A 23,588-nucleotide genomic window follows, 5' to 3' on the forward strand; every position below is an offset into this window, starting at 1 on the left:
AACTACGATTCTCAATTGGTGTAAACAGGCGACTCACTCATTGAGTACTGAGGTTATGCCGACACTGCAGCGCGGGCTATCTACCCCAAAGATCATGCCCTGGCTTATCTGAGCCATTGATCGATCAATTCTAGTGCAACTAGCACCATGTTCCAGAGAACAACGACAGCCATCGGTACAAGTGCAATCCAATAGAGCCGCTCACGGGAGTATTTCGACGATCTCCTCGAGTGGTGGGATCGCTTTTTCGATAACCGGGCGCGTCGCGCATCAGTTCGCAAACTCTGTCTCCGGAACCGGTAAGACGTCGTTTTCCCGTGCAATCCACACATAAAGAGTCGGGAGCAGGAAGATGCTCATAATGAGTGCAGCGAGCAAGCCTCCAACGATCACAATGGCGAATGGACGCTGGGAATCAGAACCAATGCCACGGGACATTGCTGCTGGGAGCAACCCCAATGTTGCCACGAGCATTGTCATCATGATGGGTCTCAGTCGCAGCACGGCGCCTTCAATAGCTGACTCCTCAACGGAGTTGCCGCGTGCGCGCAACTGATTGATGTACTCCAGCATGATGACACCGGTCTGTACTGAAACTCCGAAGAGGGCAAGAAACCCAACTCCTGAGGAGACGCTGAAATGAGTTCGAGTAATAAAGAGCGCAAGCAATCCACCAATAGGCGCCATTGCGACATTGGCAATGATCAACATCGCCCACTTGAAAGACTTAAACATCGAATACAGGATGAAGAAGATCAGGAGAACCGTGACCGGCAGTACCACCAACAAACGTTTATTAGCACGTTTTTGACTTTCATATTCGCCAGCCCATTCAACGTGATAGCCGGGAGGAAGCTTTATTTCTTTATTGACTTTGTCGATAGCTTCTTCAACAGCGCTCCCCATATCACGACCACGAACGCTATATTTGACGGGGATGTAGCGCTGCTGCCCTTCGCGGTAGACTTCTTCAGCTCCGTCGATGGCAGTGACTTTAGTCAGCTGTGCCAGAGACACACGCTCTCCCGTGGGGGACAGAAGGCGCACGTTCTCGATCGCTTCTCGAGTGTCGCGGTATTGTTGCTGATAGCGAAGAACCAGATCGTAACGAGCTTCCCCGCGAAGGACCTTACTGACAGCATTTCCACCAACAGCTGTCTGAATCGCGTCCTGCACATCGGCAACATTGATCCCGAAGCGAGCCGCGGCTTCTCGGTCCACTGTGAAAGTCAGATTGGGTTGACCGATCACGCGGAATAAACCAAGGTCCTGGACGCCTTGAATCCTGCTCATAATGCTTACGATTTGAGTGCCCTTCTCCTCGAGCGTCCTTAGATCGTCACCGTAAATCTTGACTGACAGTTCACCTTTCACACCACTTACGGCTTCCTCTACGTTGTCGGATATAGGTTGTGAGAAATTCCAGATGACACCGGGAATCTTTTCCAGTTGCTGATTCATAGAGGCGATCAGGTTTTCTTTATTCTCGTGAAATAGGGGACGCCACTGCTCTTTTGGTTTCAAGCCGACGTAGTATTCCGTGTTGAAGAAGCCGGTAGTATCCGTGCCATCGTCCGCCCTGCCCGCCTGGCTGGTAGCTTCCGTCACTTCCGGGAAAGACGCCAGGATCAGCCGCGCTCTGTTTGCGATCGACACACTCTCGTCTGGCCCTGTGCTTGGTGCGAGTGTGCCACGTACCCAGATTGCTCCCTCGTCCAGATGCGGTAAAAACTCAGAACCGATAACACCACCGAAAGCCAGGTAGGCTGCAATGCAAAGTCCAAGAATAGCGACGCCAAGTGTGACTCCATGATGATGAATGGCCCAGGTTACACTTCGACGGTAGCGTTCTGTTAGGAAGTGCATCACCGGATTCTCCCACTCCTTCGCTCCTTTGCGGAACAGGAAGCTGGCCAGTACCGGAGCAATGATGATGGAGAAGATCAGAGCGCCCAGCAACGCGAAGGCAACGGTCCATGCCATCGGCTTGAAGAGCCGTCCCTCTACTGCCTGCAAAGTGAAGATTGGCAGATACGCTGTGATAATGATGCCAATGGCAAAAAAAACAGGACGCTGTACTTCGTGCGCGGCTACCTTGATCTTTTCTGCAGGAGTTTCTGTTTCTCTTCCCTGCTGATTCAAGTGACGGACGATATTTTCCACCATCACAACGGCGCCATCGACAACCATACCGAAGTCCAGTGCACCAAGTGAGAGCAGGTTCGCTGGGATATGCCTCAAGTCCAGGCATATGGAGGCAAAGAGCAAAGAAAATGGAATCGTAATGGCAACAATGATGGCGCCGCGTACATTACCAAGAAAGAGAAAGAGGATGATCACCACCAGGATGAGCCCCTCGGTCAGATTGTGCAGCACTGTATGTGTGGTGAAGTGGATGAGATCACTGCGATCGAGAAACGGAACAATCTTGACGCCTTTAGGAAGGATGTGATCGTTCAACTCGCGAACCTTGGCCTCGATTCCACGCAAGGTAGGATCGGCGTCGGCTCCCTTTTGAAGCAGACAGATTCCTTCTACGACACTGGAATTGTCAACGAGCTTCCCGTCCACACGATGAATTGTTATTCCGTTTTGCCCGAGTCGAATTTTTGGTCCTTGTTCGACGACAGCGACATCTTTCACCCGTAGAGCCGTACCGGCCTGCGTTTTGATAAGTGTGTTCTCAATTTGCTGGAACATTCTCGAAGAGACCCGCAGCCTGCACATTGATCTGCTGTGCTCCAGCAACGATAAAACTTCCGCCGGCATTGGTATTGTTGTTGGCCAACTGCTGTTCGATCTGTGCGATGCTCAATCCATACGAAACAAGCTTGTCTGGATCGAGACGGATCTGATACTCCCTCGTCTCCCCCCCCAGACTGGTGACATCTACGACACCTGGGACTTGCTTGAACTGCTTTTCGAGCGTCCAGTCCTCGATTGACTTGATCTCCATCACGTCAATCTCAGGGTTCTTACTCTCTATCGTGTAGAAGAAAATCTGGCCAACGGGACTCCAATCGGTGCCTAGCTGAGGGACGAGCCCCGCAGGTAAGGAGACCATTCCCATTCGCTCAACAGCACGTTCGCGGTTCCAGTTATTGTCCGATTCATCGTCGAAGATGAGCATGATGCTCGATAGGCCGGCCAGCGTGGTCGATCGAAGATGCTGCAAGTGAGGAATGCCCGCCATTTGAATCTCAACAGGAACCGTCACCTGTTGTTCAATATCCTCCGCGGAGTGTCCCGGCCATTGCGTGATGATGTTGACGTAGTTGTTGGCAACATCCGGGTATGCTTCGACGGGCAAGTTATGGAAGGAGATCGCGCCCCAGGCAAAGAGCAGTATGGCAAATGCCAGGACCAGAAAACGGCTTCGCAGCGCAAAGTCGACGAGCGCACGAATCATTGTGCCTCCAGCGTGGCTTCCAGTTGGAGAACGTTCGATACGACTTGTTGACCTGCTGAGATGCCGGAGAGTATCTCCTGCCTGTTCCCATCCAGTATCCGACCGCTATGAACTTCATAGCGCTTGAAGTGGTTGTCGCCGACAGACACGAAGACCCAGTCGCGATCATGCAAGTGCAGAACCGCTGTAGCAGGAACGACAGAATGGGGCTCTTTAGCCTTGCCTTCAAAGATTGCGGTGGCGAACATCCCGACCCTGAGAATGCCGGGGTTCCTAACTTCAAGACGTACTTTTGCTGTGCGGATATTGGGGTCGAGAACTGGCCCAATGTCGGAGATTCGTCCGGTCAACTCACGATCTGGATAGGCGTTGATCCTGATTCTCGCGGTCTGTCCTAATGCGATCTTAGAGAGATCATTCTCATAGACATCGCAGAGAATCCAGACGTTGGACAGATCAGCGATCGTAAACGCCGTAGATGATCCGGCAAAAGCAACGCCTGCAGCGGCCGCATTGGTTACGTTTTGGCTGATGATGATGCCAGAGATAGGTGCGTAGACGGGAACGATACTGCTGGGGTGGTCCTTGTCGACGCCGAGAGTCTTCAATTGCTCTTCGGCGGCAGTGAGATCCGCCTGCATATTCTTTTCTGCGTCTTCGGCTTGCTCCAACGCGCTGAGAGGTATGGCGCCATGTTTATAAAGATCCTCAGCGCGCACATAAGCTTTATTCGAGAGCCGTTCGTCATTGACGGCCTTAAGATAGCTGTCAAAGGCATTGGTGCTGTCGGGACTTTGAACTCTGAGCAACAGTTGGCCTTTTTTGACGTTGTCGCCGAGTCGCGCCTTGATGTCCACCACACGGCCGCTCGCCAACGAGATAACAGGAACTTCGCGCGAGATGTCAGGGTTGACGGTTCCCGTGACTTTCAATTCGGTGACAGCCTCCATCTTCTCTGCGGAAACCAACGGGAAGTGATCCGGTTTATCAACGGTGATCAGGCTCATGTCGCCTGTCTTCACATCCTGCGCTGAGGGCGGTGCCCCCTCGGCTGGATTGAACTTCTTTTCACATGCAGTCAATGACAGGCAGAGGGTGACGCAACCGACGCTCTTGAGAAAGAATGTGTTCATTTATTGGATAACCTCGCGCCCAACGGCCAAATTCAATTGACTAACGGCAGACAGATAGGAACCGATTAATTGGAGATAGGCCAATTGCACATTGCGGTAGTCGCTTTGCGCATTCAGAAAATCCATCAGCGAAGCCCCACCGTGTTGATAGGCATATGTAACGGTCTCGCGGACACGCACTGCCTGGGCCAGATATCTCCCCTTGTACGGCCGCAGCAAGATAATATTGCTATTCACCTGGACGTAGGCCGAGTCCACGTCACCGAACACCTGAGCTCTCGCCACGTCGATCAATCGCTGGTTGCGATCGATGTCCAACTGGGTGCGTTGTTTTTCCCCTTGATTGCGATCAAAGAGGCGCAGGGGAATGTTCACGCTTGCACCGATGGTCTGATGAGCATAGGAGTTGTTGAACGATGGGTTGTATGTATACCAGCCGCTAAACGTCGGATCGGTCGAGCCATTGGCGAATGCGAGCTTGTGGTTTGTATCCGCCTGCTGAACAGATTGAAGAGCAGCCTTCAGGTCCGGGCGGTTATCAAGCGCGATCTGGCGAAAAGCGTCCAGTGGCTGCAACTGATCGGAGAAATCGAATGGGCCCTCCACATCAAATTGCTCCACTGAGGTTCTGTCATTCAATAACTGCAGCAGCAGGATCTTGGATGTGCGCAGATTTACCTCGGCTGTTTGCAGGTCGGACTCGTACTGAACTCGCTGCAGCTCAATCCTGTCCAGATCGATCTGCGCTAAATCCCCATCCTTGAGCCGCGTCCGGCTGATTTCTATGATGTGGTCGTAGTAGTCAAGTTCCTGTCGCGACAACTCCACAATCGCCTTCGCCTGCAACGTTTGGATAAAGGCTGTACGGAGATTGAATAGGAGATTACGTTCCAGATCCTGATGTTGCGAGGTAGCAATCTGGGTACCTTGTTTTGCGCTCTCCAGCCGCAATTCGCGTTTGTTCTGCCGTTCATGCAGGTAACTTAAGGCCGGAGAAACCTGAGTGCCAGTCGTGGGTTTCCAAACTCCTTGATAACGAGCTATCTGCGTGCCATCCGTGGACAGGGTGAACTGTGGATTCGGGCGCAGGTATGCCGTAGTCTCGGCAGCCTTCATCTCTTGAACATTGATGGCGTCGGCCTTTAGCGCGGGGTTCGCAGATTCGAATTTGTCCTTGACTTGGTTCCATGTGTAGCTGGTTTGCGCGCTCATAATCGAACTTCCGAGCGTCATGAAGATACCTAGAAAATACAGAGGGCGACGTAGTAGAAGCTGTTTCAGGTGCATCGAAATATGCATTTGTTTACGGGTTCCCCTCTGGATTGGCCTCCGCACAGATGCGACGGTACAAACTGACAAGACCCTGAAAACCCTTTGTATTAGATAGATATACGGTCATCCCCCGAATGCCCACCTTATCTTCGGGGCGCGAGAGGTTATCTTTTAGTCACCTCGATCATTTAGTTGGGACTGGATGTCATGATGAGTAGAGAGAAAAAGGTTCTATCCCTCGTGTGGCTTGACCAGAAAATTCGATCCTGGAGCAATCGCGTCCGAGTAGACTCCCGGAGATTTGGATTCATGCTCCGGAGTGAAAAGAAAACCGTCTTGCTCCTTACAGGTCTCTTGATCGCGGTCATCGCCTTTTGTGACTGGCATTTCGTCAACGACCTGCCTCTTGGCTTTCTCTATCTGCTGCCCATGTTGCTGATTGGCAGAGTGCTTCCTCCTTTGCAAATTGCCGGTGTTGCGGCTATATGTACGTTTCTTACAGAGATCTTTGACGTTTTTGCCTGGAATGCTACGACCGGACTGCCACGCGATGTCCTGTATTTCGCCGCTTTCTTCCTCGTGGGCCTCTTCATTCACGAGGTGAACCGAAACCGCTTGATCGTAATCGAGCATCTTCATGAAATCGAGCAACAGAGAGACGCGCGCCACGAAGCTGAAGAGCAACTGAGGGTGCTGATCGAAAGCAGCCCCGCGGCCATCATCATGGCCGACGCCGACGGACGTGTGCTCATGGCCAACGACGCAGCGCATCGAATGCTAGCTCTTGGAAGCACTCCGCTTGCCGGCCGTTCGATCCAGCGTTATTTTCCAGCACTCTCCAGGCTTCCACGCTACGGCGCAAACCAGCAGTTATTCCGCACGGTTATGCAATCCCGTGGCGAACGGGAGGATGGCGAAGTGTTTCTCGCCGATATTTGCTTCTCGACCTATCGCACCGACACAGGAACTCGCTTGGCAGCCATGATTCTCGATGCCTCTGAAGAACTCCGGACTCGCGAAGAAACAGGATTGCGGCAGATGATGTCGGGATTGCGCATTGCAGTTGCTGCGGTTTCTCATGAAATCCGTAATGTTTGTGGAGCCATTGCAGTCGTTCATCAGAACCTCTCCCGCAGTGGAGGAATGGCGCAGAATAAAGACTTTGAAGCTCTCGGGAACCTGGTTCTTGCGTTAGAGAGGATTGCGGCAGTTGATCTTCAACAATCCCCTGACCATGCCACAGAAGTCGACCTTATATCTCTACTCGACGACTTGCGGATAGTCATCTCACCGTCTTTGCATGATGACGCTATTGAATGTAACTGGATAGTCGAACCGGACCTGCCGCTGGTTTGGGCAGACCGCGCCAGCCTAATGCAGGTCTTTCTCAATCTAACCTCGAACAGCCATCGCGCATTATCTCTGGGAGAAGGAAAGGCGTTGTCCATCTCCGTCAGAACAGAGCATGGCTGCGTCTTAGTTGAATTCGCGGACAATGGCGGCGGCGTCAAGCACCCAGAAAAACTCTTTCACCCATTCCAGAATGGAGCCCAAAATACAGGCCTTGGTCTCTATCTGTCGCGCGCACTCATGCGCTCCTTCGGTGGTGAGCTACGATATCGTACGATTTCCGGAGGAGCAAGTTTTATCGTCCAACTATCTTCGACAGGTCGAATCGAGAAGTATTCATGAGCACTCCAGTCCGCATTTTATTGCTTGACGATCACGACCTCTTTCGCGAAAGTCTTGCGCGTCTGCTGGAGGCAGAGCCCGAGTTCAGCGTTGTAGGACAATGCGCGACCATTGCCGAAGCGCTTCGGCTACTCAGCGTAACTTCCGTGGACATCATTCTGTTGGATTATGACCTCGGAGAAGAATTTGGAACCGATCTATTGCGCAACCTCCAAGCATGCGGAAGTAGCGTCAGAGTATTGATAGTGACGGCAGGGATGAGAGAGAGCGTTACGCATGCCGCACTCAACGCGGGAGTATCCGGAGTCATCTTCAAACATAGCCGTCCGAGCCAACTTAAAGAGGCAATTCAGAAGGTATCGAAAGGCGAAATGTGGTTAGATACTGCCGTCATGCGTTCTCTAATCACAAGTTCACAGCCAAAATCAGAATCCACGCAGAACGTTCGTGCCCTCAGCGAACGGCAGCGGCAAGTTTTGCACAGCATCCTTGATGGTCTTACAAACAAAGAGATCGCTTCGAAGTTGCAAGTTTCAGAAACTTCCGTAAAGGCCACCATCCAGGAGCTATTCAACAAAGCAGGAGTAAGAACACGCAGTCAGCTTGTTAGGATCGCTATCGAGAAATACTCCCCTGATTGGTTGAAGCTGCGGGACTAATATTTGAAAACAGAGAACGACGAATAGTATAGGAACTAAAGTAGCTTGCAGCGTAAGTGCTTCATGAAATAGAGGCAAATAAATACACGAACGAATGTATCACGGTGTGCCCCAGTGAAAGCTCATCGCCACTGGGGCAGAAATGCCGTTTAACAATAGGTACATATTGAGTGAGCCGATGGGGCTACTCAAAAATTAGTACTGGTCAGTTGGTTGAGGCTGTATTTATGTAGCGACGTAAGCTCCGAAGCAGTTGGAACCTTCTTGTGAGGAGTAAGCCATGTGGAAGGGATTGAAGGATACGGATAAGAGCTTCGGTATCAGCGATTTCGGGCAAATCGCCCTGCACCTTGGCGCTGTCCATAACTACAGTGGACACCCAAGGCGAAGGCCCCGATAGCCAAAGTCTTGAACACCGCTAGTACGCGTCGATTCATGTTCCCCTGTCGTCCGGACCGCCTCACGATCACCGCGAAAATTGTGGGAACGGCTTCAAACGGTAGTAACGAAGCTCCTGCCCGACCGGAGCGATGTACGCTTCACCCACCACACCCGGCCGCCTCGGCATGTCAACTCCGGCCAGGTTAACCCCAATGGGATCCGCGACCCAAGGCTCGGTACAAGCGACTCACATACAAAAAACGTGTGAGAAGTGGTGACTCACCGGCTCATAGATACCTAGGAACCCAAGCTCTTGATCAAGAGCGACTATAGTTCTGCGAGAACGGAGTGATCCGTGCTTGAAGGATTCACTGAAGGGGAGGCGTTAGCGGCTGATGATAGCAATAACTGAACTCAATTACAGAGCTAACCGTATGGTCGTGAATCTCTAGGCTGCGGTGCGCTGAGGAGCGGACCGCTAGTTAATGAGACGTCCTGATGGCAACGACACCGGTGACTTGGGGTATGCCTTCCACAGCGCGAACCGAGAGCAGCGCCTCGAAGTAGGCTGGCTGGCTTTTCTGCCCCGCCGATCGCAGAGCCTCTTCAAGCATCTTGCTACCCTCAGGATCGACTAACATTCGGGCCGCCGCCTCTGTTGCTTCATGCCGCAGGCCCTCAACGATCATCACTGTGCCATGCTCTCCCAATCCAGGTACGACTGCTAGATCAGCATAATCAACTCGGACAGCATCCGCCGAACTGCTCCCTGTATACATTTTCGCTTCGGAGCCACGCGGATGAGTGTTGAGGAACATCTTTTCTCCAGGCCTGGAGGGGGAGTCTGTCTCGCGGAAGTTCAGCTTGCTGTTATAGAGGCTGACCCACGGATTCGAGCTGGGGCTTCCGGAAAAGATGAAATTTCCATCCTCCAGATCACGAGGGTCTAGGTCTCTTGCCGATTTCACATTCAGATAGAGCTTATATCTGCCTGCAACGTTGGCAAGCGAATTCACCATAACGACATCTGCGAACGAGGTAAAAGTACCCCCGGAGAGTGCATGTGCCAAACGAACCTCAGCCGGTTCAATCGGATCGATTGCGGCGTTGTTTCTGGGCTTCGCGCGGAGGTACTCACCTAAATCCATCGATCGGCCGTTTGCAGTGGCCGTGATTTGGTATGCACTGTCGGCTAGGACCAGATGAATAACTTCGCCTCGATCCATGATGGTGGCCAGTGGCCACGGGACAGAGCGGTATCCATTCCAAAAGGAACGAAATAGAAGGAAAGCTACGATAGCGACTGCGACACAAGCGATCGTCCACGGCACCCACGGAGAACGCTGGGTAGTCGATGAACTCATTTGTGGCTGCATAAGGATATTCGCAGCATCTCCCGTTTCGACCCGTGGTAGTTCCGGAGACGCAACCTCCGCTTCCTGAATCAGGCTCTGGAAGATTGGACGGTAGCTTCCCTTTGGAATCTCAAGGATAATCCGCTCGTCTTTCCCCACTCCGTTGAAATACTCGTGGAGCTTAAGCCGTAGCTGACGGGCCTGCACGCGGACGGAACTGTCCAATAAAGGTGAGTAGTCAGAACCCTTGCCAAAGACTTCAATGCCGATTCGGAGTTCCGTAATCTCTTCTGCATCGTTCTGCAGAGACTGCTCCACGATAAATCGGAGAAGAGCCTGTAGTTTGAATGCTTTTTCGAAGGTAGGAGTATGAACGATTCGAGTGAGGAGTTCAAGTCGCGGGTCGGTCTGAAGAGCATCGGCGCCCTCAGAAGGCTCGGTCGAAGTTTGATCCGTCAAAAATGTGCCCGCAATGGCCATAATGCACCGCGAAGAATAGCACATCGACACAAATGCTTGCAATTTCATGAGTTTGCATTGGAATGGAATTCTGAGTCGCGAGTGCAAACACGCTTGACATCTGCTTTTGAGGATTCCAAACGGCCCGTGACTTCTGACCGGTTGTGTTACCGACTGCCTGGCTAAACGGTGATTCACCGAAGCCAACATTTATTTTTTGAGTGATTCCCTTCTCGCTCGCAACGCCTGCGGATAGATTGGCGCAGTTTGTTGGAGACGGCCCAGACGCGGGTCCCTATCCGAAATAAAGAGGGAAGAACATGACGGCATCGAAATCTCTCATCTTACTGAGCACAGCCGGATTGGCCTTGCTCTCGATGTTCGCCCCGTCGGCGCGAGCAGACTCTCCAACCATGGTCGGATGCAATCTTTCCGGAGGCGAGTTCGGCTCGAACGTACCCGGCGTGCTGTACACCGACTACTTCTACCCGAGCGCGCCTCACTATGACTGGTGCAAGAGCCAAGGAATGTCACTGGTACGAATCCCATTTAAATGGGAGAGGGTGCAACACCAGGATAATAGCGGGACCGGGACCCTGAACAACTCTCTGAACGACCCCGACATCACCGCAATCGACAATTCACTAAACCTGGCCGAATCCCGAGGCATGCGCTACACCCTCGACATGCATAACTATGCCTCTCGATCCCTCACGATCAACGGCACTACAGCATCGTATAAGATTGGCAGCTCCCAACTTCCCATAGCAACGTATGCAAACGCATGGCAGTTGCTGGCTCAACATTTTGCGGGGCGAACGGCACTCTGGGGTTACGACATCATGAACGAGCCCAATGGTCTGCCAAACGGGGTTGCCGATTGGCAAGCGATGGCCCAGGCCGCGGTGAATGCGATCCGGCAGGTCGATATGGTTCACCCGATCATCATTGAGGGCTACTTCTATGCTCAGGCATCGAGCTGGGCAACGAACGGTGCGCCGCTAATTAACATCACTGATCCAGCGAACAACCTTATCTTCTCCGCCCATTCCTATACGGATGAAGATAGCTCCGGTACGTGGACGCACGGTGGCACGGTGCAAGCCGAGTTGGTGAACTCCGGACGATATCCGAGCGTAACGGCGGCATATCAGGTAGGAGTGGACCGGGTTACGCCCTTCGTTACCTGGTGCGTGAGCAATCATGTTCGTTGTCTCGTCGGTGAGTTCGGTTCACCAATGGCCATCGATACACCGAACTGGGACATCATTCTCGACAACTTCATGAATTACATCAAAGAGAACGGCGAAGGCTTGATCTCAACAACGCAGTGGGGGGGCGGTGCATGGTCGACGACCTACACACTCCGCATGGAGAACCGCAAAGACAACAGTAATCCTCCAGATGTAGCTTCCGTTGCCGACAAATATGTCACTGATACTGGCAGCAACTGGTGGTTCCCATTCACCTGGTACCACAACACGATCGCTGTCTCTGCCGATTATTCCTTCGGCTACAGCTTCGCATCAACCACCCCCGCGGCGACGGCCACCTTCAATGCTGCAGACACAAGCACCTTCTACCCGGGCGCGGGTACCACACAATCGGCGGACTTCCAGTTCAACATTCCCAACGGCGGCTTCGCTGGAGCCGGTATGCACATCCGTGGTCCGCTCACGGCTGGGGCCATTGGCGGCGCAGATCTTTCCCGTAATCTCCTGGCGAACCAGGTCCTTTCCTTCTGGGCTATCACCAGTACGCCTGGTGCGGATATCTCTGTCACCCTCCAAACGACGGTCGATTCGACGGGTGTGGACACAGGCCAGCCCACGGCCAGCGGCAATACGGTCGACCTCGCAACCATCGCGCCGCTGACCACATCCTGGCAGCACTATGAAATTCCATTGAGCCAGATCATCAACAACTCGTTAGCGGGCATGCCGATTGAACGATTGATCTTCAACGGCGCGCCTGCCGATGGCAACAACTACGACGTGCACATCGATCAGGTCACAATTCAGGTTGGCAGCGTCGAAGTCGCACCGACCATCTCACTGGCGACGACAAGCGGCGCCACGTCCTTCCACGCAGGCGACGACGTGACATTCACCGCCTCGCCCGCCGTTTCGAACGCGGACAACAACGTCGCTTACGTGGAATTCTACGTCAACGGAAAAAGCATCGGCACCGCGACCGCCGCACCGTATCAGGCGACCACCCCCATCACGGTCGTCGGAACCTACAGTGCGACCGCAGTCGTCTGGGATGGACACGGTGTTTCGACAGCATCGACAGCGCTTCCTATCACCATTCTTGGAAATGGCCCTGCTCCTCCGGCGCCTACCGGGCTTTCGGCCACACCGATTTCGGCCACGAGCATCAGCCTTGCATGGAACTCCAGCTCAACCGCCACGAGCTATAACGTTCTCCGATCGACGACGTCAGGGGGACCATATAGCTCAGTTTCCTCCGGTCTCGCAACGACGTCATTCATCGATACTGCGCTTTCGCAAACGACTACATACTATTATGTCGTACAAGCTGTGAATGGCAACGGCGTTGGAGCAAATAGCGGCTCAGCCTCCGCGACGACGCCGTCCGGTATCGCCCCGGCTCCCACCGGCCTTACGGCCTTGCCAGCGTCCAGCACGCAAAATACGCTCTCGTGGACGGCAAGCAGCGGCGCGACGAGCTACAGTGTGCTTCGTTCGCTGACCTCCGGTTCCGGCTATACCGTCGTCTCCAGCGGTTCGAACGTGACCTCCTTCAATGACACTGCTCTGGCAGCCAGCACGACTTATTACTATGTAGTGCAGGCGGTGAACACCTTCGGCACAAGTCCGAACAGCAATCAGGCGAGCGCCACGACGCAGACGCCCACTGCGCAGAACTTAACCGAGTCGGACATCGGCACCTTCACACCGGCAGGAAGCGCCTCTTACGCGAGTGGCGTCTACACGGTGAATACAGGGAATGGAGGTGAACTCACGAACGCCTCAACAACCGATTCCTTCAGCTTCGATGCGCAAGCTGTAAGCGGCGACTTCACGCTGATAGCGCGCGTTGTATCGCTGTCATGCAACGACCTTATCAAGTGCGAGGGCGCGGTCATGATCCGCGAGACGCTCACCAATAATTCCTCCTATGCGGCTACAGGCGTGACAACCGGCCGTGGTGTGCAGCTCAACTATCGCAGCTCAACCGGAGGTACAAGCGTTAGTGTCGCGGGGGCGAACTACACGGCGCCGTATTGGGTCCGCATTACACGGGCTGGCAACGTATTTACCTCGTACATCTCGTCAGACGGAAATATATGGATTCAGCTAGGCACCCCACAAACGATCTCGATGGCCTCGTCAGTGTATTGTGGTCTTGCAGTAGCGAATCATGGAGGCACGGGGTCTGCCAATTTCGACAACGTCACCCTTTCCCTTGATGAGAACCCGCCTGCATTAAACCTCAATACATCCGATGTGGGCTCCGTGACACCTGCGGGATCAGCCTCGGTTGCTTCGGGTGTTTACACGCTCAATACTGGCAGCGGTCTCGAATTGACCAATCCAGCTACGGTGGATGGCTTTACCTTCGACTCGCTTGCCGTTAGCGGCGACTTCACCCTAACTGCACATCTGGCCTCGCTCACATGCACGGACACGATCAAGTGCGAAGGCTTCTTAATGATGCGTGAAAGTCTGGATAGCAACGCAGCCTTCGCTGCCATCGGAGTAACGACTGGCCGCGGAACTCAATTCGGCTACCGCGCCTCGGCAGGGAGCTTGAGTGCAAGCGCATCTGGAGTCAACACTATCGCTCCCTATTGGATACGCATTACTCGTGGCGGGAACGCCTTTACCAGTTACACATCTCCCGATGGACTTACCTGGACACAAGTGGGCACACCACAAACCATAACCATGGATTCTTCCATCTATGCTGGCCTCGGCCTCGCAAATCACGGAGGAACCGGAACCGTGAACTTTGATAGTGTCTCGCTCGCGACAGGAACTCCGTAATCGGAAACTGTGCAGCTCGCTTAACAGAAAGGCGCCCCTAGGGGCGCCTTTCCTCATGGAGGCGTTCAAGGCGAACAACAGTTGCCGCGTAGTCGCCTTCCAGATTCAGTTCTAGCCCCTCTCCCATGAGAAGGCTTCCTGCAACCGTGTCGGGTCCCTTGTACTTTTCCGGATCGAGAGGGTAGAGCCGGTACATACTGTCTGGAGCCAAGCCCTGCAATACAACTCTGGGATAGGTAAGCGCATTGTGCTGCGCCTGCAAATACGCAAATACAACGGCCTGCGAACTATCCTGCGAAACATATTCAACCTGCTCGGCGCCTGTAGAAGGCGGTGATAGCCGATAGAGCGATCCTTGTTGAATCGTTCCCTGGACGGATTTATAGAAGCGGACCATCGTCTCGCCCAGCGCCAGATCATCGGCCGACCAGTGATCAAGAGCTCCACCTATCCCCAGGCCTCCCTGCATTGCGGCGAGGAAGCGGAATTTCAGAGGGATGAAGCGGTGATCGAAACCATTTGGCGAGTCAGTCACCCACGACATCATTGTTTGGGGAGCGTAAGCGTGTAGGTAACCGTACTGAATATTCAGTCGGTCAAGAGCATCCGTATTGTCTGATGGCCAGGTCTCATCTGTAAACCGCAGAATGCCCAGATCCACTCTTCCGCCGCCGCCGGCACACGACTCGATGTCCAGATTCGGATGCTTCTTGCGCAGGCGCGCAAGAATGTCATACAGGTTGCGCACATAATCGACATACACTTCGCGTCCTTCGGTGCCATTTATTTGGTCCGTTTCGTTGCCACCCGCCAGCCATCCGGGTTCAGACCATGTCCGGTTATAGTCCCACTTGAGAAATGCGATGCTGTTTTCGGTGACGAGTCGGTCAATCACCGAGAACACATATTCCTTCACTTCCGGTTTCGCCAGGTTGAGCACAAGCTGATGACGCTCCTCGGTCCTCTGGCGGTCAGGAAAGGCCAGAACCCAATCAGGGTGCCGCCGATATAGATCGCTATCGGGGTTCACCATCTCGGGCTCAACCCAGATTCCGAAGTCCATCCCGCTGGCATGAACACGCTCGATCAGCGGCTTAAGCCCGTGGGGGAACTTCTCCGAATTCACAAACCAGTCGCCCAGTCCAGAGTGATCGCTATTTCGGCTTCCGAACCAGCCATCGTCGATGACGAAGCGCTCGACGCCAAGCTTTGCCGCAAGGTCCACGAGAGCCATTTGATTCTGCTCGGCGACATTGAAGCGAGTCGATTCCCAGGAATCGAAGAGCACCGGACGCAGCTTTGGTCTGGGGTGCGATGGAAGAAGTTCCGCAAGCTGAAAGCGATGCAGCACCCGCGAAGCTTCTCCCATACCGCCCTCAGTAAAGCCAGCATAGAACTTTGGCGTTTCAAGTGCCTGTCCTGGAGGAAGGCGAAAGCCAAAGTCAAAGGGATTGTAGCCACCGGTGATCCGCACGTTATAGGTCGAGCTGACCTCTACCGCAATCTTCCAATTACCGCTCCAGCCAAGTTCCCCAAACCAAACGGGGCCACTCTGCTCGGTGGTCAGTCCCGCTTGATGCACTTCGAACCACGGATTCGTCGTGTGCGAGGTTGTTCCCACGCGGCTTTCCAAGACCTGTGTTCCGGGCTGCAAAACCGCCGTATGCAATTGCCACTCTGCAGCCCACCGTCCCGCTAGCCAACTCCATTCGTAATTTGAAGCTCGTGGCAGGTTCCATGTCGCAGATGCCGCCTGATCGATCTTGAATGTTTGCCGGCCAACGTTTTCGATCCGAGACCATCTGGCGAGAACACCCTCCGGAAACATTTCATAGAACAGGTGAACTTTAAGGGGTTGCGTCGTATCTTTTAGAACAATTTCAAGCCGGTTCGCTTCTATCTGCGAACTCATGTACTTCAGGATGAGAGTGCGGTCTCCGTTCGCTGAGTCCACCTTCAGTGCGGGCTCCAACGCAAGCCCTGCTCCCCATGCGGCATATTCCAGGGGCGTCGTTGTCATCGGAGTTTCAAACGAAGCCCATCCCGGACGCATCCCGGCAACCGGAGGCACTGCGGACTCCGACAAGCGTCTTCCGAAGTACACGCTCTGAGGCATCTTTTCGTCGTTAATTCCCACGACGTAAGACATGTTTCCGCCGGACAGCACCCATTCGATTCGTCCAGGAATCGCCCTGATCTCCGCTGGTTTCTCAGGATAGGCAGGCATCACAGCAAACATAAGGAAGGTTGCAATGCAGAACGTTCGAAAGAAGGACGACATGTATCTCCCCGGCCAAGTCATTTGGTTGACCATTAAAACGAAAAAGTTTGATGCAACGGAAGGTCTTCGGAAGAAAACCCGCGTGAGCCTCGAAATGTCCCTGAGCAACCTGCCATTCGTCGTGGGCGCTAGACCAGCAAGAGAGACCGCTTCGACAACGCTACTCTAATTCGTGAGAGCCCCTCGCTAAAGGAAATCACACGACGACAGGTACTCCGGTCAGTAACTAACGTCCTGCGGGCCGTAGGGGTTTGATCTGTCGGTGACGGCCGTATCGAGACTATGCGCCCAGCGAATCCCATCGGCCTTTGCAAATCGCCTCTTCGTCGTCCTGGTCGCAAGAAACTTCTGCTCAAAACACTCGATAAATCCGCAACATACGCAGGGGCTAACGTGACTCACATGCCGCAAACACCGATTTTCGTGTGATTTCCTTGGATTCGTACTTTTCAGAGCCTAGATTTGGGCACTTTTAAAATGACGCAATTTGCTGTTGCATAGCGAGGCGCGAGAGTGAGGACTCACCAAAATGTCGAATGTAGTTTTTTCTGGGAGGCTTGTTCAGTACCTATTCCAAAGGACGAAAGCCAGCCACGATCGTCGTCTACGGTACGCTCTAACCCTTCTAATGGTAGCTTGCCTGACGCTGGGACATGCTGTCGCGCAGCGTGTCACCGGAACGATCACGGGCCGCGTCCTGGACTCGACTGGCGCTGCTATCCCAAAGGCCTTGGTTCGCGTTGTGAACGACGACACTCAAATCATCGCAACAACTCAAAGCACAGCGGACGGGTTGTTCACGGCTCCCTCCCTTCCCCCCGGCCATTACAGCCTGATCGTCACGCAACCGGGATTCAAGCAGTTGGAGAGGCACGGGCTCACCCTACATGTTGATCAAACAGTTAACATACCGCTGACTCTCACCGTTGGAAGCGTGAGTGAGAGCGTAGAAGTTACCCAGCACCAGCAACTGGTGAATACGGAAACTTCCGATAACGGCGCGGTTATCGAGAGCCGCGAGGTTCTCAATCTTCCGCTTAACCAGAGAGACCCGTACTCACTCGCCCTCCTGACACCCGGTGTCACAGGAAGCACCAGCGAATATTTCGCCGGCCTGCAGTTTAACGTCAACGGAGGTCGAAAGGGTACCACCGATATCCTGCTTAACGGCGTTTCCAGTACACCTCCGAGCGATGGCGTCAACGAATTGACGGTATTCCCATCGGTCGATGCGGTCGAGGAGTTCAAGGTGCAAACGAGCAACTTCTCGGCGGAGTTTGGCGCGAGCGGTGGCGGCATTATCAATGTAATTACCAAGAGCGGTACCTCTCAATACCATGGCACCGTCTATGATTTTCTTCGCAACTCCTATCTCGATTCAAATAGCTGGTTCGCTGACCACAATCATGTTCCACTAACGGCCTTTCAACGCAACCAGTTTGGCTTTACTCTGGGCGGCCCGTTGAGCATACCGAAGCTCTACAACGGTAAGGAAAAGACGTTCTTCTTCTTCTCCTACGAGGGGCTGAGGCAACGGTCGCAGAGTTCCACCACCACCACGGTACCCACGATGGCGATGCGCAACGGAGACTTCACAGGTCTCACGACTTCGGCCGGCACACCCGTTACCCTCTATGACCCCAATACGACCGTCGCAACCGCAACAAGCAGCGGTACCATCTATACCCGAAGCGAGTTTGCGCAACACAATATCATCCCGATGAATCGTTTCAATGAGGTCGCGAAGAACGTACTTCCGTACTACCCTCTGCCGACCGGATCCGGGAGTGTCAATAACTTCTTCGCCGTAGCACCCGTGCTTTCGAATACGGACCAGGTAGACGGGAGACTGGACGAGATTTTCAAGACCAGGCACCACCTCTCTTTTACGTTTTCCCTTAGAAACCCCTACAGTGGCGCCGCGATTTACTTCCCCAAGAACATCGCGATCGCACAGAACGCGAATACCAATACCACCAACGCAATCAATGGCGTGCTGGACTATACACTTACGGTCTCACCGAAGGATCTGCTCGAAGTCCGCTACGGGCAAAGCAGTGTGAACTACAAAACAGAGGCCCAAGGCGATGGTTTCGACCCGACCGGCCTTGGCTTGCCTTCCTACATTGCGGAGAATGCTCAACATCTTGCCTTCCCAGGATTCGAAGCGTCGGGTTACGTCAGCATCGGGTCCGGATCGATTACGTACGAAGGTCCTTCCAAGTGGACCACGAACACGTGGCTGATCACCAACACACATGCATTTGCACGCCACACTCTAAAGACCGGCTTCGAGACCCGGTTTGAAACGAATAATACGAATCAATACGGGCGATCGACAGGGGACTTCAGCTTCTCCAAGGCGCTGACGCAAGGTCCTATCGCTACGGTAGGTTCGACGACCACAGGGGATGGTTTCGCATCCTTCCTACTCGGTGTTGGCTCCGGCACCGTCACTAACAACTTCAAGACCGTTCATACAACGAGCCGGTATCTGGCCGCTTATGTGCAGGATGACTGGAAGGTCTCGGATAAACTCACCTTTAATCTTGGGCTCCGCTACGATCTGTACCAGCCGCGCACCGAGATCCAGAACCGCATGAGTTGGTTCGATCCGAATCTCACCTCCCCCCTGGCATCACTCACCGGCTTGCCGCTCAAGGGAGGCCTGGTGTTCCCGGGAGTGAATGGCTCACCAAAATCGCAAACAGATCCGCAGTATACGAATCTTGCTCCGCGCATTGGATTCGCCTTTCAACCCCGTCCCAAGCTCTCGATCCGTGGGGCATGGGGTATTTTCTATGCATCTTCCCCCAACGAAGCGGCTTCCACTGTAGCCCAGTTTGGCTATCGTACGGACACGCCTTACACGGGAACGCCCGACAACGGCATCACGCAGGTCACACTGTCGAACCCCTTCCCAAACGGTTTCCTCCCGGTTACGGGCAATTCCGCTGGCGCCCTTACCGCCGTTGGAACCGGCGTGACCAGCTTGATCCGTCGGGATCCTACTCCGTACACCGAACAGACCTCGGCCGACGTGCAGTATGAACTTCCAGCCAAGTGGCTGCTCGACATTGGATATGTCGGCACTCAGGGGTTCCAGTTGATCTATCAGAGAAATCCAAATCAGCTCCCTGATCAATATCTAAGTCTTGGCGCTCATCTACTGGATCAGGTATCGAACCCGTTCTACGGAGTTATCAACGTTTCGCCATACAACAGCTCGTCAAAGACAATCCAACGGAACTATTTACTGACACCTTTCCCGCAGTTTAATGGCCTGGCATTTCTCTACAACCCTGGAGCATTCTCGTCTTACAATTCCATCCAACTGCAACTACTTCATACCTTTGATCGCAACTTGACGGTGCGGTTGGCGTATACCGGTAGCAAGTTCCTCGACAACTATTCAACGAACAACGGCAGTTTCGGTGGGAACGGAACAAGCCAGAACCAGAACGACCTGCGGACCGACTATTCACTGTCCATTGCCGATGTTCCCCGGAACTTTACAGGAGCTGTTGTCTATGCTTTGCCGTTTGGCAGAGGACAGCACTTTGGGGCCAACTGGAATCGAGTAACGGATACCCTGCTGGGCGGCTGGTTCATCAATACCATCCAGACAGTCTCCTCCGGGACACCGCTGGCGCTCTCCGCAGCCAACAATAACAACAACTTCTCCACTGGAGAGCGCCCCAATTCGAACGGAGCCAATCCGCAGATAGGCGGCAGAGTCGAAGATAGGCTGAATCACTACTTCAACACCTCTGTCTTCAGTCAGCCTGCACCCTATACCTACGGCAATGTGAGCCGTACCATCGGGTCTGTCCGGAATCCCCGCTACGTCAACACAGACCTCTCGCTGTTCAAGGAGTTCACTTTCTACCGCGAACTGAGGAGCCAACTCCGCCTTGAGACTTTCAATGCGTTCAATCACCCCGTTTTCGGAGGTCCTGGAACAAACGTGACTGCATCGAACTTCGGAGTGATCAACTCGCAATCGAATTCTCCGCGCCAGATTCAAGTCGCACTAAAAATCATCTTCTAAATGAATGGCTGCAGGGTGGAGATTTAAGTGCCGCTCTGCAGCCTTCCTCCTTTGTCGGCAATTGCTCGCTGTCTTTCGGTTAAGCGAGACACATCCTAGTAGTCTGCCCGAAAGGAAAATTGTTGAATCGTAGAAGGGTTTCTGCAGGTGAGCAGCATCACTTCAAAGATTAAAGGTAAACATAAAAGTTCTTCGAAGGAGCTAGGACCCCGCGCGCTTCCTTCACTCGGGTATTCTCCAACCACGCGAAGACCTGGAGAGGATGAAAACTCTCATGGGTCCCGGAATCGAGACAGTTGGCCGCCGCCTGGAAACGCCTGCTAAGCTACCTACCGCCTCACTGGATTTCCAGCCACACATCCCCATGCCCACGTTTTTCGTGGATCTGGCGGCATCGAGAAGTCAGGCGCCGACGAATTCAGCAACGCCGACCACGCTGCGCACTTCCCTTACTCACGCCATGCTCTGTCGCACAGCATCGATGAGCCAGAAGAAGTGAGTTGGGTGCGAACTCCACCCAGCACAGATGCTTGCACAGAGTTCAAGTGCAAAGAAAAGCTCTTCTTGCTTTCTGGACTGCAGGAAATTACCAGACCAATTTCACTTGTCTCCGACATTGCGATCTGTGGAAGCGGACGATCGACCATTGTGCACGGTTCTTCTTCATCGGCAGAATTCTGCATACGGCAGGGCGAAACGAATCTCAGAGGCCTCACGCTTTGAAAACTTCGCCATCGAGGTGCTCAAACTGCTTTGTGGCCCTCAGATCCTAACGAAGCCAAACGTCGCAGATGTTCTCCGTTTGCCGCACAACGTGAGGTATGGAGCTACACTCGCAGCACCCGCGATGTTGGCACTGGCGCGATTTCAGTCCGGGTCTCCGCTTCTTCTGCGAGGACTTAACACGTTCGCCTTTACAGTCTCCGTTCTGATCGGACCAGTTTTCTTGTACCAAGCCTAGAGTTAGTCTTCGGCTGGTTTAAGTTGCAGTGATCGGACTGTTTCGTCCACCTTTCCCGGATTGCTCCATTTAGCAAACTAAGTGGTTCAAGATATGCACTTGAACTCAATCGCTTGGCGATCAAACGATGACACCCGCAAAGATCTGGATCTCTTCTTCACCGCTTCCGGCAGATCGTCATACTCCGCAGCCATAAAGTCGCTCAGGCATACAATTCTCATTCTCAAGCACCCAGCGAAAACGTCTCAGGGTAGCGGCGAAGGGCATCGGCCGGGCCGAAAGATTCTTCCAGGAGTGTCTCAAGAGCAGCACGCAGCTAGCCGCGTGCTGCTGGAACCTAACAGGTCAAGACTAACTCCGACCTTGATATAGAAATGCTGGGCCCTTCAGGACCCAGCAAGTGCAGCTCGTATAAATGTCCGCTGGACCGGAACGTTGCACGGATCAAAATTCGAACTACGGTAGCAAATGCATTGTCCTATTCCGCAAGTTGACGAGTGGTTGAAGTTCGTCGTCTTGGCGGACATATCCGATACTTGGTGAAAAAGACCGGTTTCAGCGGATGCCACTTGAAACGCAGTCTGGCTCCGCACAAACTGCACCCAGCCCAAGGTGCCTTCGCCGACGGAACGAGTTAGTGAAAGTTGAGCGAAAGTCGCTGCGTTTTAGCGAAAGTCGCTGCATTTTAGTACACAAACTTTACGGCTACTTGCACCTGGCGTGCCGAACTCCTTGAGGAGCTAACGATGCCAAAACTTGCGGGTGTGCTGACGTTAGTGCCGGGCGTGCCAAGCACCAAGTGGTTGAGGGCGTTGAATGCCTCGAGTCGAAACTCGAGACGGCGTTTGTCATCAATCTCTACCCTCTTGAATACCGATGCATCAAGGTTGTGGTAGACCTGCCCACGAAGTTCGTTGCGCCCGGAGTTGCCGTAGGTGTAGAGCGTCGGCGTGGTGTATGCCGCGGTGTTGAACCACTTTTGGCGTGTCCGATTGGCCAGATAAGGATCTCCGATGCGGTCCCCGCGGTCCTGATTCGTGTTTCCGGTGTTCGCGAAGTCGCCGGTAACCGTAATGGAGAACGGTTGCCCGGAGGTCATGGCGTAGATCCCGTTGACCTGCCAGCCTCCTACTACGCGACGAAGGATGGAATTATTGATGTTGATGAGGCGGCCACGGCCGATCGGCAGGTTATAGGTGGTGCTGACAGAGAGATTATTCGGCAGATCATATCCCGCTACGCTGTAATCATGGCGGATATCGTATGGGTTCGGCATGGAGCAGCCCTCAACGCCGAAGAGTCCATCGCATGATGTATCCATCGTCTTCGACCAGGTGTAGGAGATGATGTATTGCAGCCCATGGAACTCCGTCTGCTGTAGTCGCGTCTCCAGGCCGTTGTAGTTGCCCCAGCCGATGCTGCGGTCATATCGCGTGGGCGTGATGTTGGGGTAGGGACGACGCGAGATCACATCTGCGGCGGTGCCTGGAGCCGCATAAGCCGCAACATTGTAGAGACCGCCACCGATCGGAAGACGGGTGTTTTTCGATCCAACGTAGTCGATCGCCAGGATCGTGTGGGAGTTCAACTGCTGCTGGATACCGAAGTTGTACTGGTACGACATCGGGTTCTGTGCCTTCGGATCGCGATAATAGGTGGACTGCGTGAACGGTGTCGCTGCAGGCAACGAGGTCGTCCCGCTCAGCGGGTTCGCCATATCGACGGTCGGAATGGCGGTAACCGGATCCTGGTTCTGTGCCGAGGGCTGTGTCACGGAGGGCCAGTCACCACCGATGCCCTGCACGGTCTGCCGCATGCCGGACCAGACATCGAAGAAGATGCCAAAAGCGCCTCGCACGACGGTGTTGGTCTCGGGCGTATAGGCAAAGCCTACGCGCGGCTGCCAGTTGTCGTAGTTGTTG

Annotated in this window: 10 protein-coding genes and 1 pseudogene; 4 read left to right on the forward strand and 7 right to left on the reverse strand. The window is 53.7% G+C overall.

Annotation, left to right across the window (positions count from 1 at the left end):
• Positions 1 to 270: 270 nt before the first annotated feature.
• Genes PW789_RS03865 through PW789_RS03880 form a run of 4 tightly spaced genes read right to left on the reverse strand, consistent with a single transcriptional unit; the run spans position 271 to position 5,754 of the window.
• Entirely contained in the window at positions 271 to 2,700 is a 2,430-nt protein-coding gene (locus PW789_RS03865; protein WP_299371518.1) for a CusA/CzcA family heavy metal efflux RND transporter, read from the reverse strand.
• The gene (locus tag PW789_RS03870) at positions 2,684 to 3,409 is read right to left on the reverse strand and encodes an efflux RND transporter permease subunit (RefSeq protein ID WP_299371521.1); all 726 of its coding nucleotides are present in this window, start codon (positions 3,407 to 3,409) and stop codon (positions 2,684 to 2,686) included. Before PW789_RS03870 ends, PW789_RS03865 begins: the two co-directional genes overlap by 17 nt.
• Positions 3,406 to 4,542, reverse strand: coding sequence for an efflux RND transporter periplasmic adaptor subunit (locus PW789_RS03875; RefSeq protein WP_299371524.1), 1,137 nt, complete (start codon positions 4,540 to 4,542; stop codon positions 3,406 to 3,408). The genes PW789_RS03870 and PW789_RS03875 overlap by 4 nt, the downstream gene beginning before the upstream one ends.
• Positions 4,543 to 5,754 carry a TolC family protein gene (locus tag PW789_RS03880; RefSeq protein ID WP_299371527.1) on the reverse strand — a complete coding sequence of 404 codons (1,212 nt, stop codon included), beginning with the start codon at positions 5,752 to 5,754 and terminating at the stop codon, positions 4,543 to 4,545.
• A gap of 369 nt (positions 5,755 to 6,123) precedes the next feature.
• Between PW789_RS03880 and PW789_RS03885 the strand changes: the two genes are divergently transcribed.
• Both PW789_RS03885 and PW789_RS03890 read left to right on the forward strand, forming a co-directional pair.
• Positions 6,124 to 7,506, forward strand: a complete 1,383-nt coding sequence (locus tag PW789_RS03885; RefSeq protein WP_299371530.1) for an ATP-binding protein — start codon at positions 6,124 to 6,126, stop codon at positions 7,504 to 7,506.
• The gene (locus PW789_RS03890) at positions 7,503 to 8,165 is read left to right on the forward strand and encodes a response regulator transcription factor (protein WP_299371533.1); all 663 of its coding nucleotides are present in this window, start codon (positions 7,503 to 7,505) and stop codon (positions 8,163 to 8,165) included. The genes PW789_RS03885 and PW789_RS03890 overlap by 4 nt, the downstream gene beginning before the upstream one ends.
• A gap of 863 nt (positions 8,166 to 9,028) precedes the next feature.
• Here PW789_RS03890 and PW789_RS03895 read toward each other — a convergent pair.
• On the reverse strand, positions 9,029 to 10,429 hold the full coding sequence (locus tag PW789_RS03895) for a hypothetical protein (protein ID WP_299371536.1): 1,401 nt from the start codon (positions 10,427 to 10,429) through the stop codon (positions 9,029 to 9,031).
• Positions 10,430 to 10,680: 251 nt separating this feature from the next.
• Here PW789_RS03895 and PW789_RS03900 point away from each other — a divergent pair, with 251 nt between their 5' ends.
• Positions 10,681 to 14,373 carry a cellulase family glycosylhydrolase gene (locus PW789_RS03900; RefSeq protein ID WP_299371539.1) on the forward strand — a complete coding sequence of 1,231 codons (3,693 nt, stop codon included), beginning with the start codon at positions 10,681 to 10,683 and terminating at the stop codon, positions 14,371 to 14,373.
• A 37-nt stretch (positions 14,374 to 14,410) separates the two neighbouring features.
• Here PW789_RS03900 and PW789_RS03905 read toward each other — a convergent pair whose 3' ends face one another.
• A complete protein-coding gene (locus PW789_RS03905; protein WP_299371542.1) occupies positions 14,411 to 16,654 on the reverse strand; it encodes an alpha-galactosidase in 2,244 nt (747 codons plus the stop codon).
• 628 nt (positions 16,655 to 17,282) lie between these two features.
• Between PW789_RS03905 and PW789_RS03910 the strand changes: the two genes are divergently transcribed.
• On the forward strand, positions 17,283 to 20,705 hold the full coding sequence (locus tag PW789_RS03910) for a TonB-dependent receptor (RefSeq protein WP_299371545.1): 3,423 nt from the start codon (positions 17,283 to 17,285) through the stop codon (positions 20,703 to 20,705).
• Positions 20,706 to 22,351: 1,646 nt separating this feature from the next.
• Here PW789_RS03910 and PW789_RS03915 read toward each other — a convergent pair.
• Positions 22,352 to 23,588: pseudogene (locus PW789_RS03915) on the reverse strand (hypothetical protein); the annotation flags it as partial.

It is taken from the genome of Edaphobacter sp. (genome assembly GCF_028283685.1).
In the GTDB taxonomy this organism is placed as follows: domain Bacteria; phylum Acidobacteriota; class Terriglobia; order Terriglobales; family Acidobacteriaceae; genus Edaphobacter.

Coding starts and splice junctions, on each gene's coding strand:
- PW789_RS03865 (WP_299371518.1), bottom strand. CDS start 2,700: ATGTTCCAGCAAATTGAGAACACACTTATCAAAACGCAGGCCGGTACG.
- PW789_RS03870 (WP_299371521.1), bottom strand. CDS start 3,409: ATGATTCGTGCGCTCGTCGACTTTGCGCTGCGAAGCCGTTTTCTGGTC.
- PW789_RS03875 (WP_299371524.1), bottom strand. CDS start 4,542: ATGAACACATTCTTTCTCAAGAGCGTCGGTTGCGTCACCCTCTGCCTG.
- PW789_RS03880 (WP_299371527.1), bottom strand. CDS start 5,754: ATGAGCGCGCAAACCAGCTACACATGGAACCAAGTCAAGGACAAATTC.
- PW789_RS03885 (WP_299371530.1), top strand. CDS start 6,124: ATGCTCCGGAGTGAAAAGAAAACCGTCTTGCTCCTTACAGGTCTCTTG.
- PW789_RS03890 (WP_299371533.1), top strand. CDS start 7,503: ATGAGCACTCCAGTCCGCATTTTATTGCTTGACGATCACGACCTCTTT.
- PW789_RS03895 (WP_299371536.1), bottom strand. CDS start 10,429: ATGAAATTGCAAGCATTTGTGTCGATGTGCTATTCTTCGCGGTGCATT.
- PW789_RS03900 (WP_299371539.1), top strand. CDS start 10,681: ATGACGGCATCGAAATCTCTCATCTTACTGAGCACAGCCGGATTGGCC.
- PW789_RS03905 (WP_299371542.1), bottom strand. CDS start 16,654: ATGTCGTCCTTCTTTCGAACGTTCTGCATTGCAACCTTCCTTATGTTT.
- PW789_RS03910 (WP_299371545.1), top strand. CDS start 17,283: ATGGTAGCTTGCCTGACGCTGGGACATGCTGTCGCGCAGCGTGTCACC.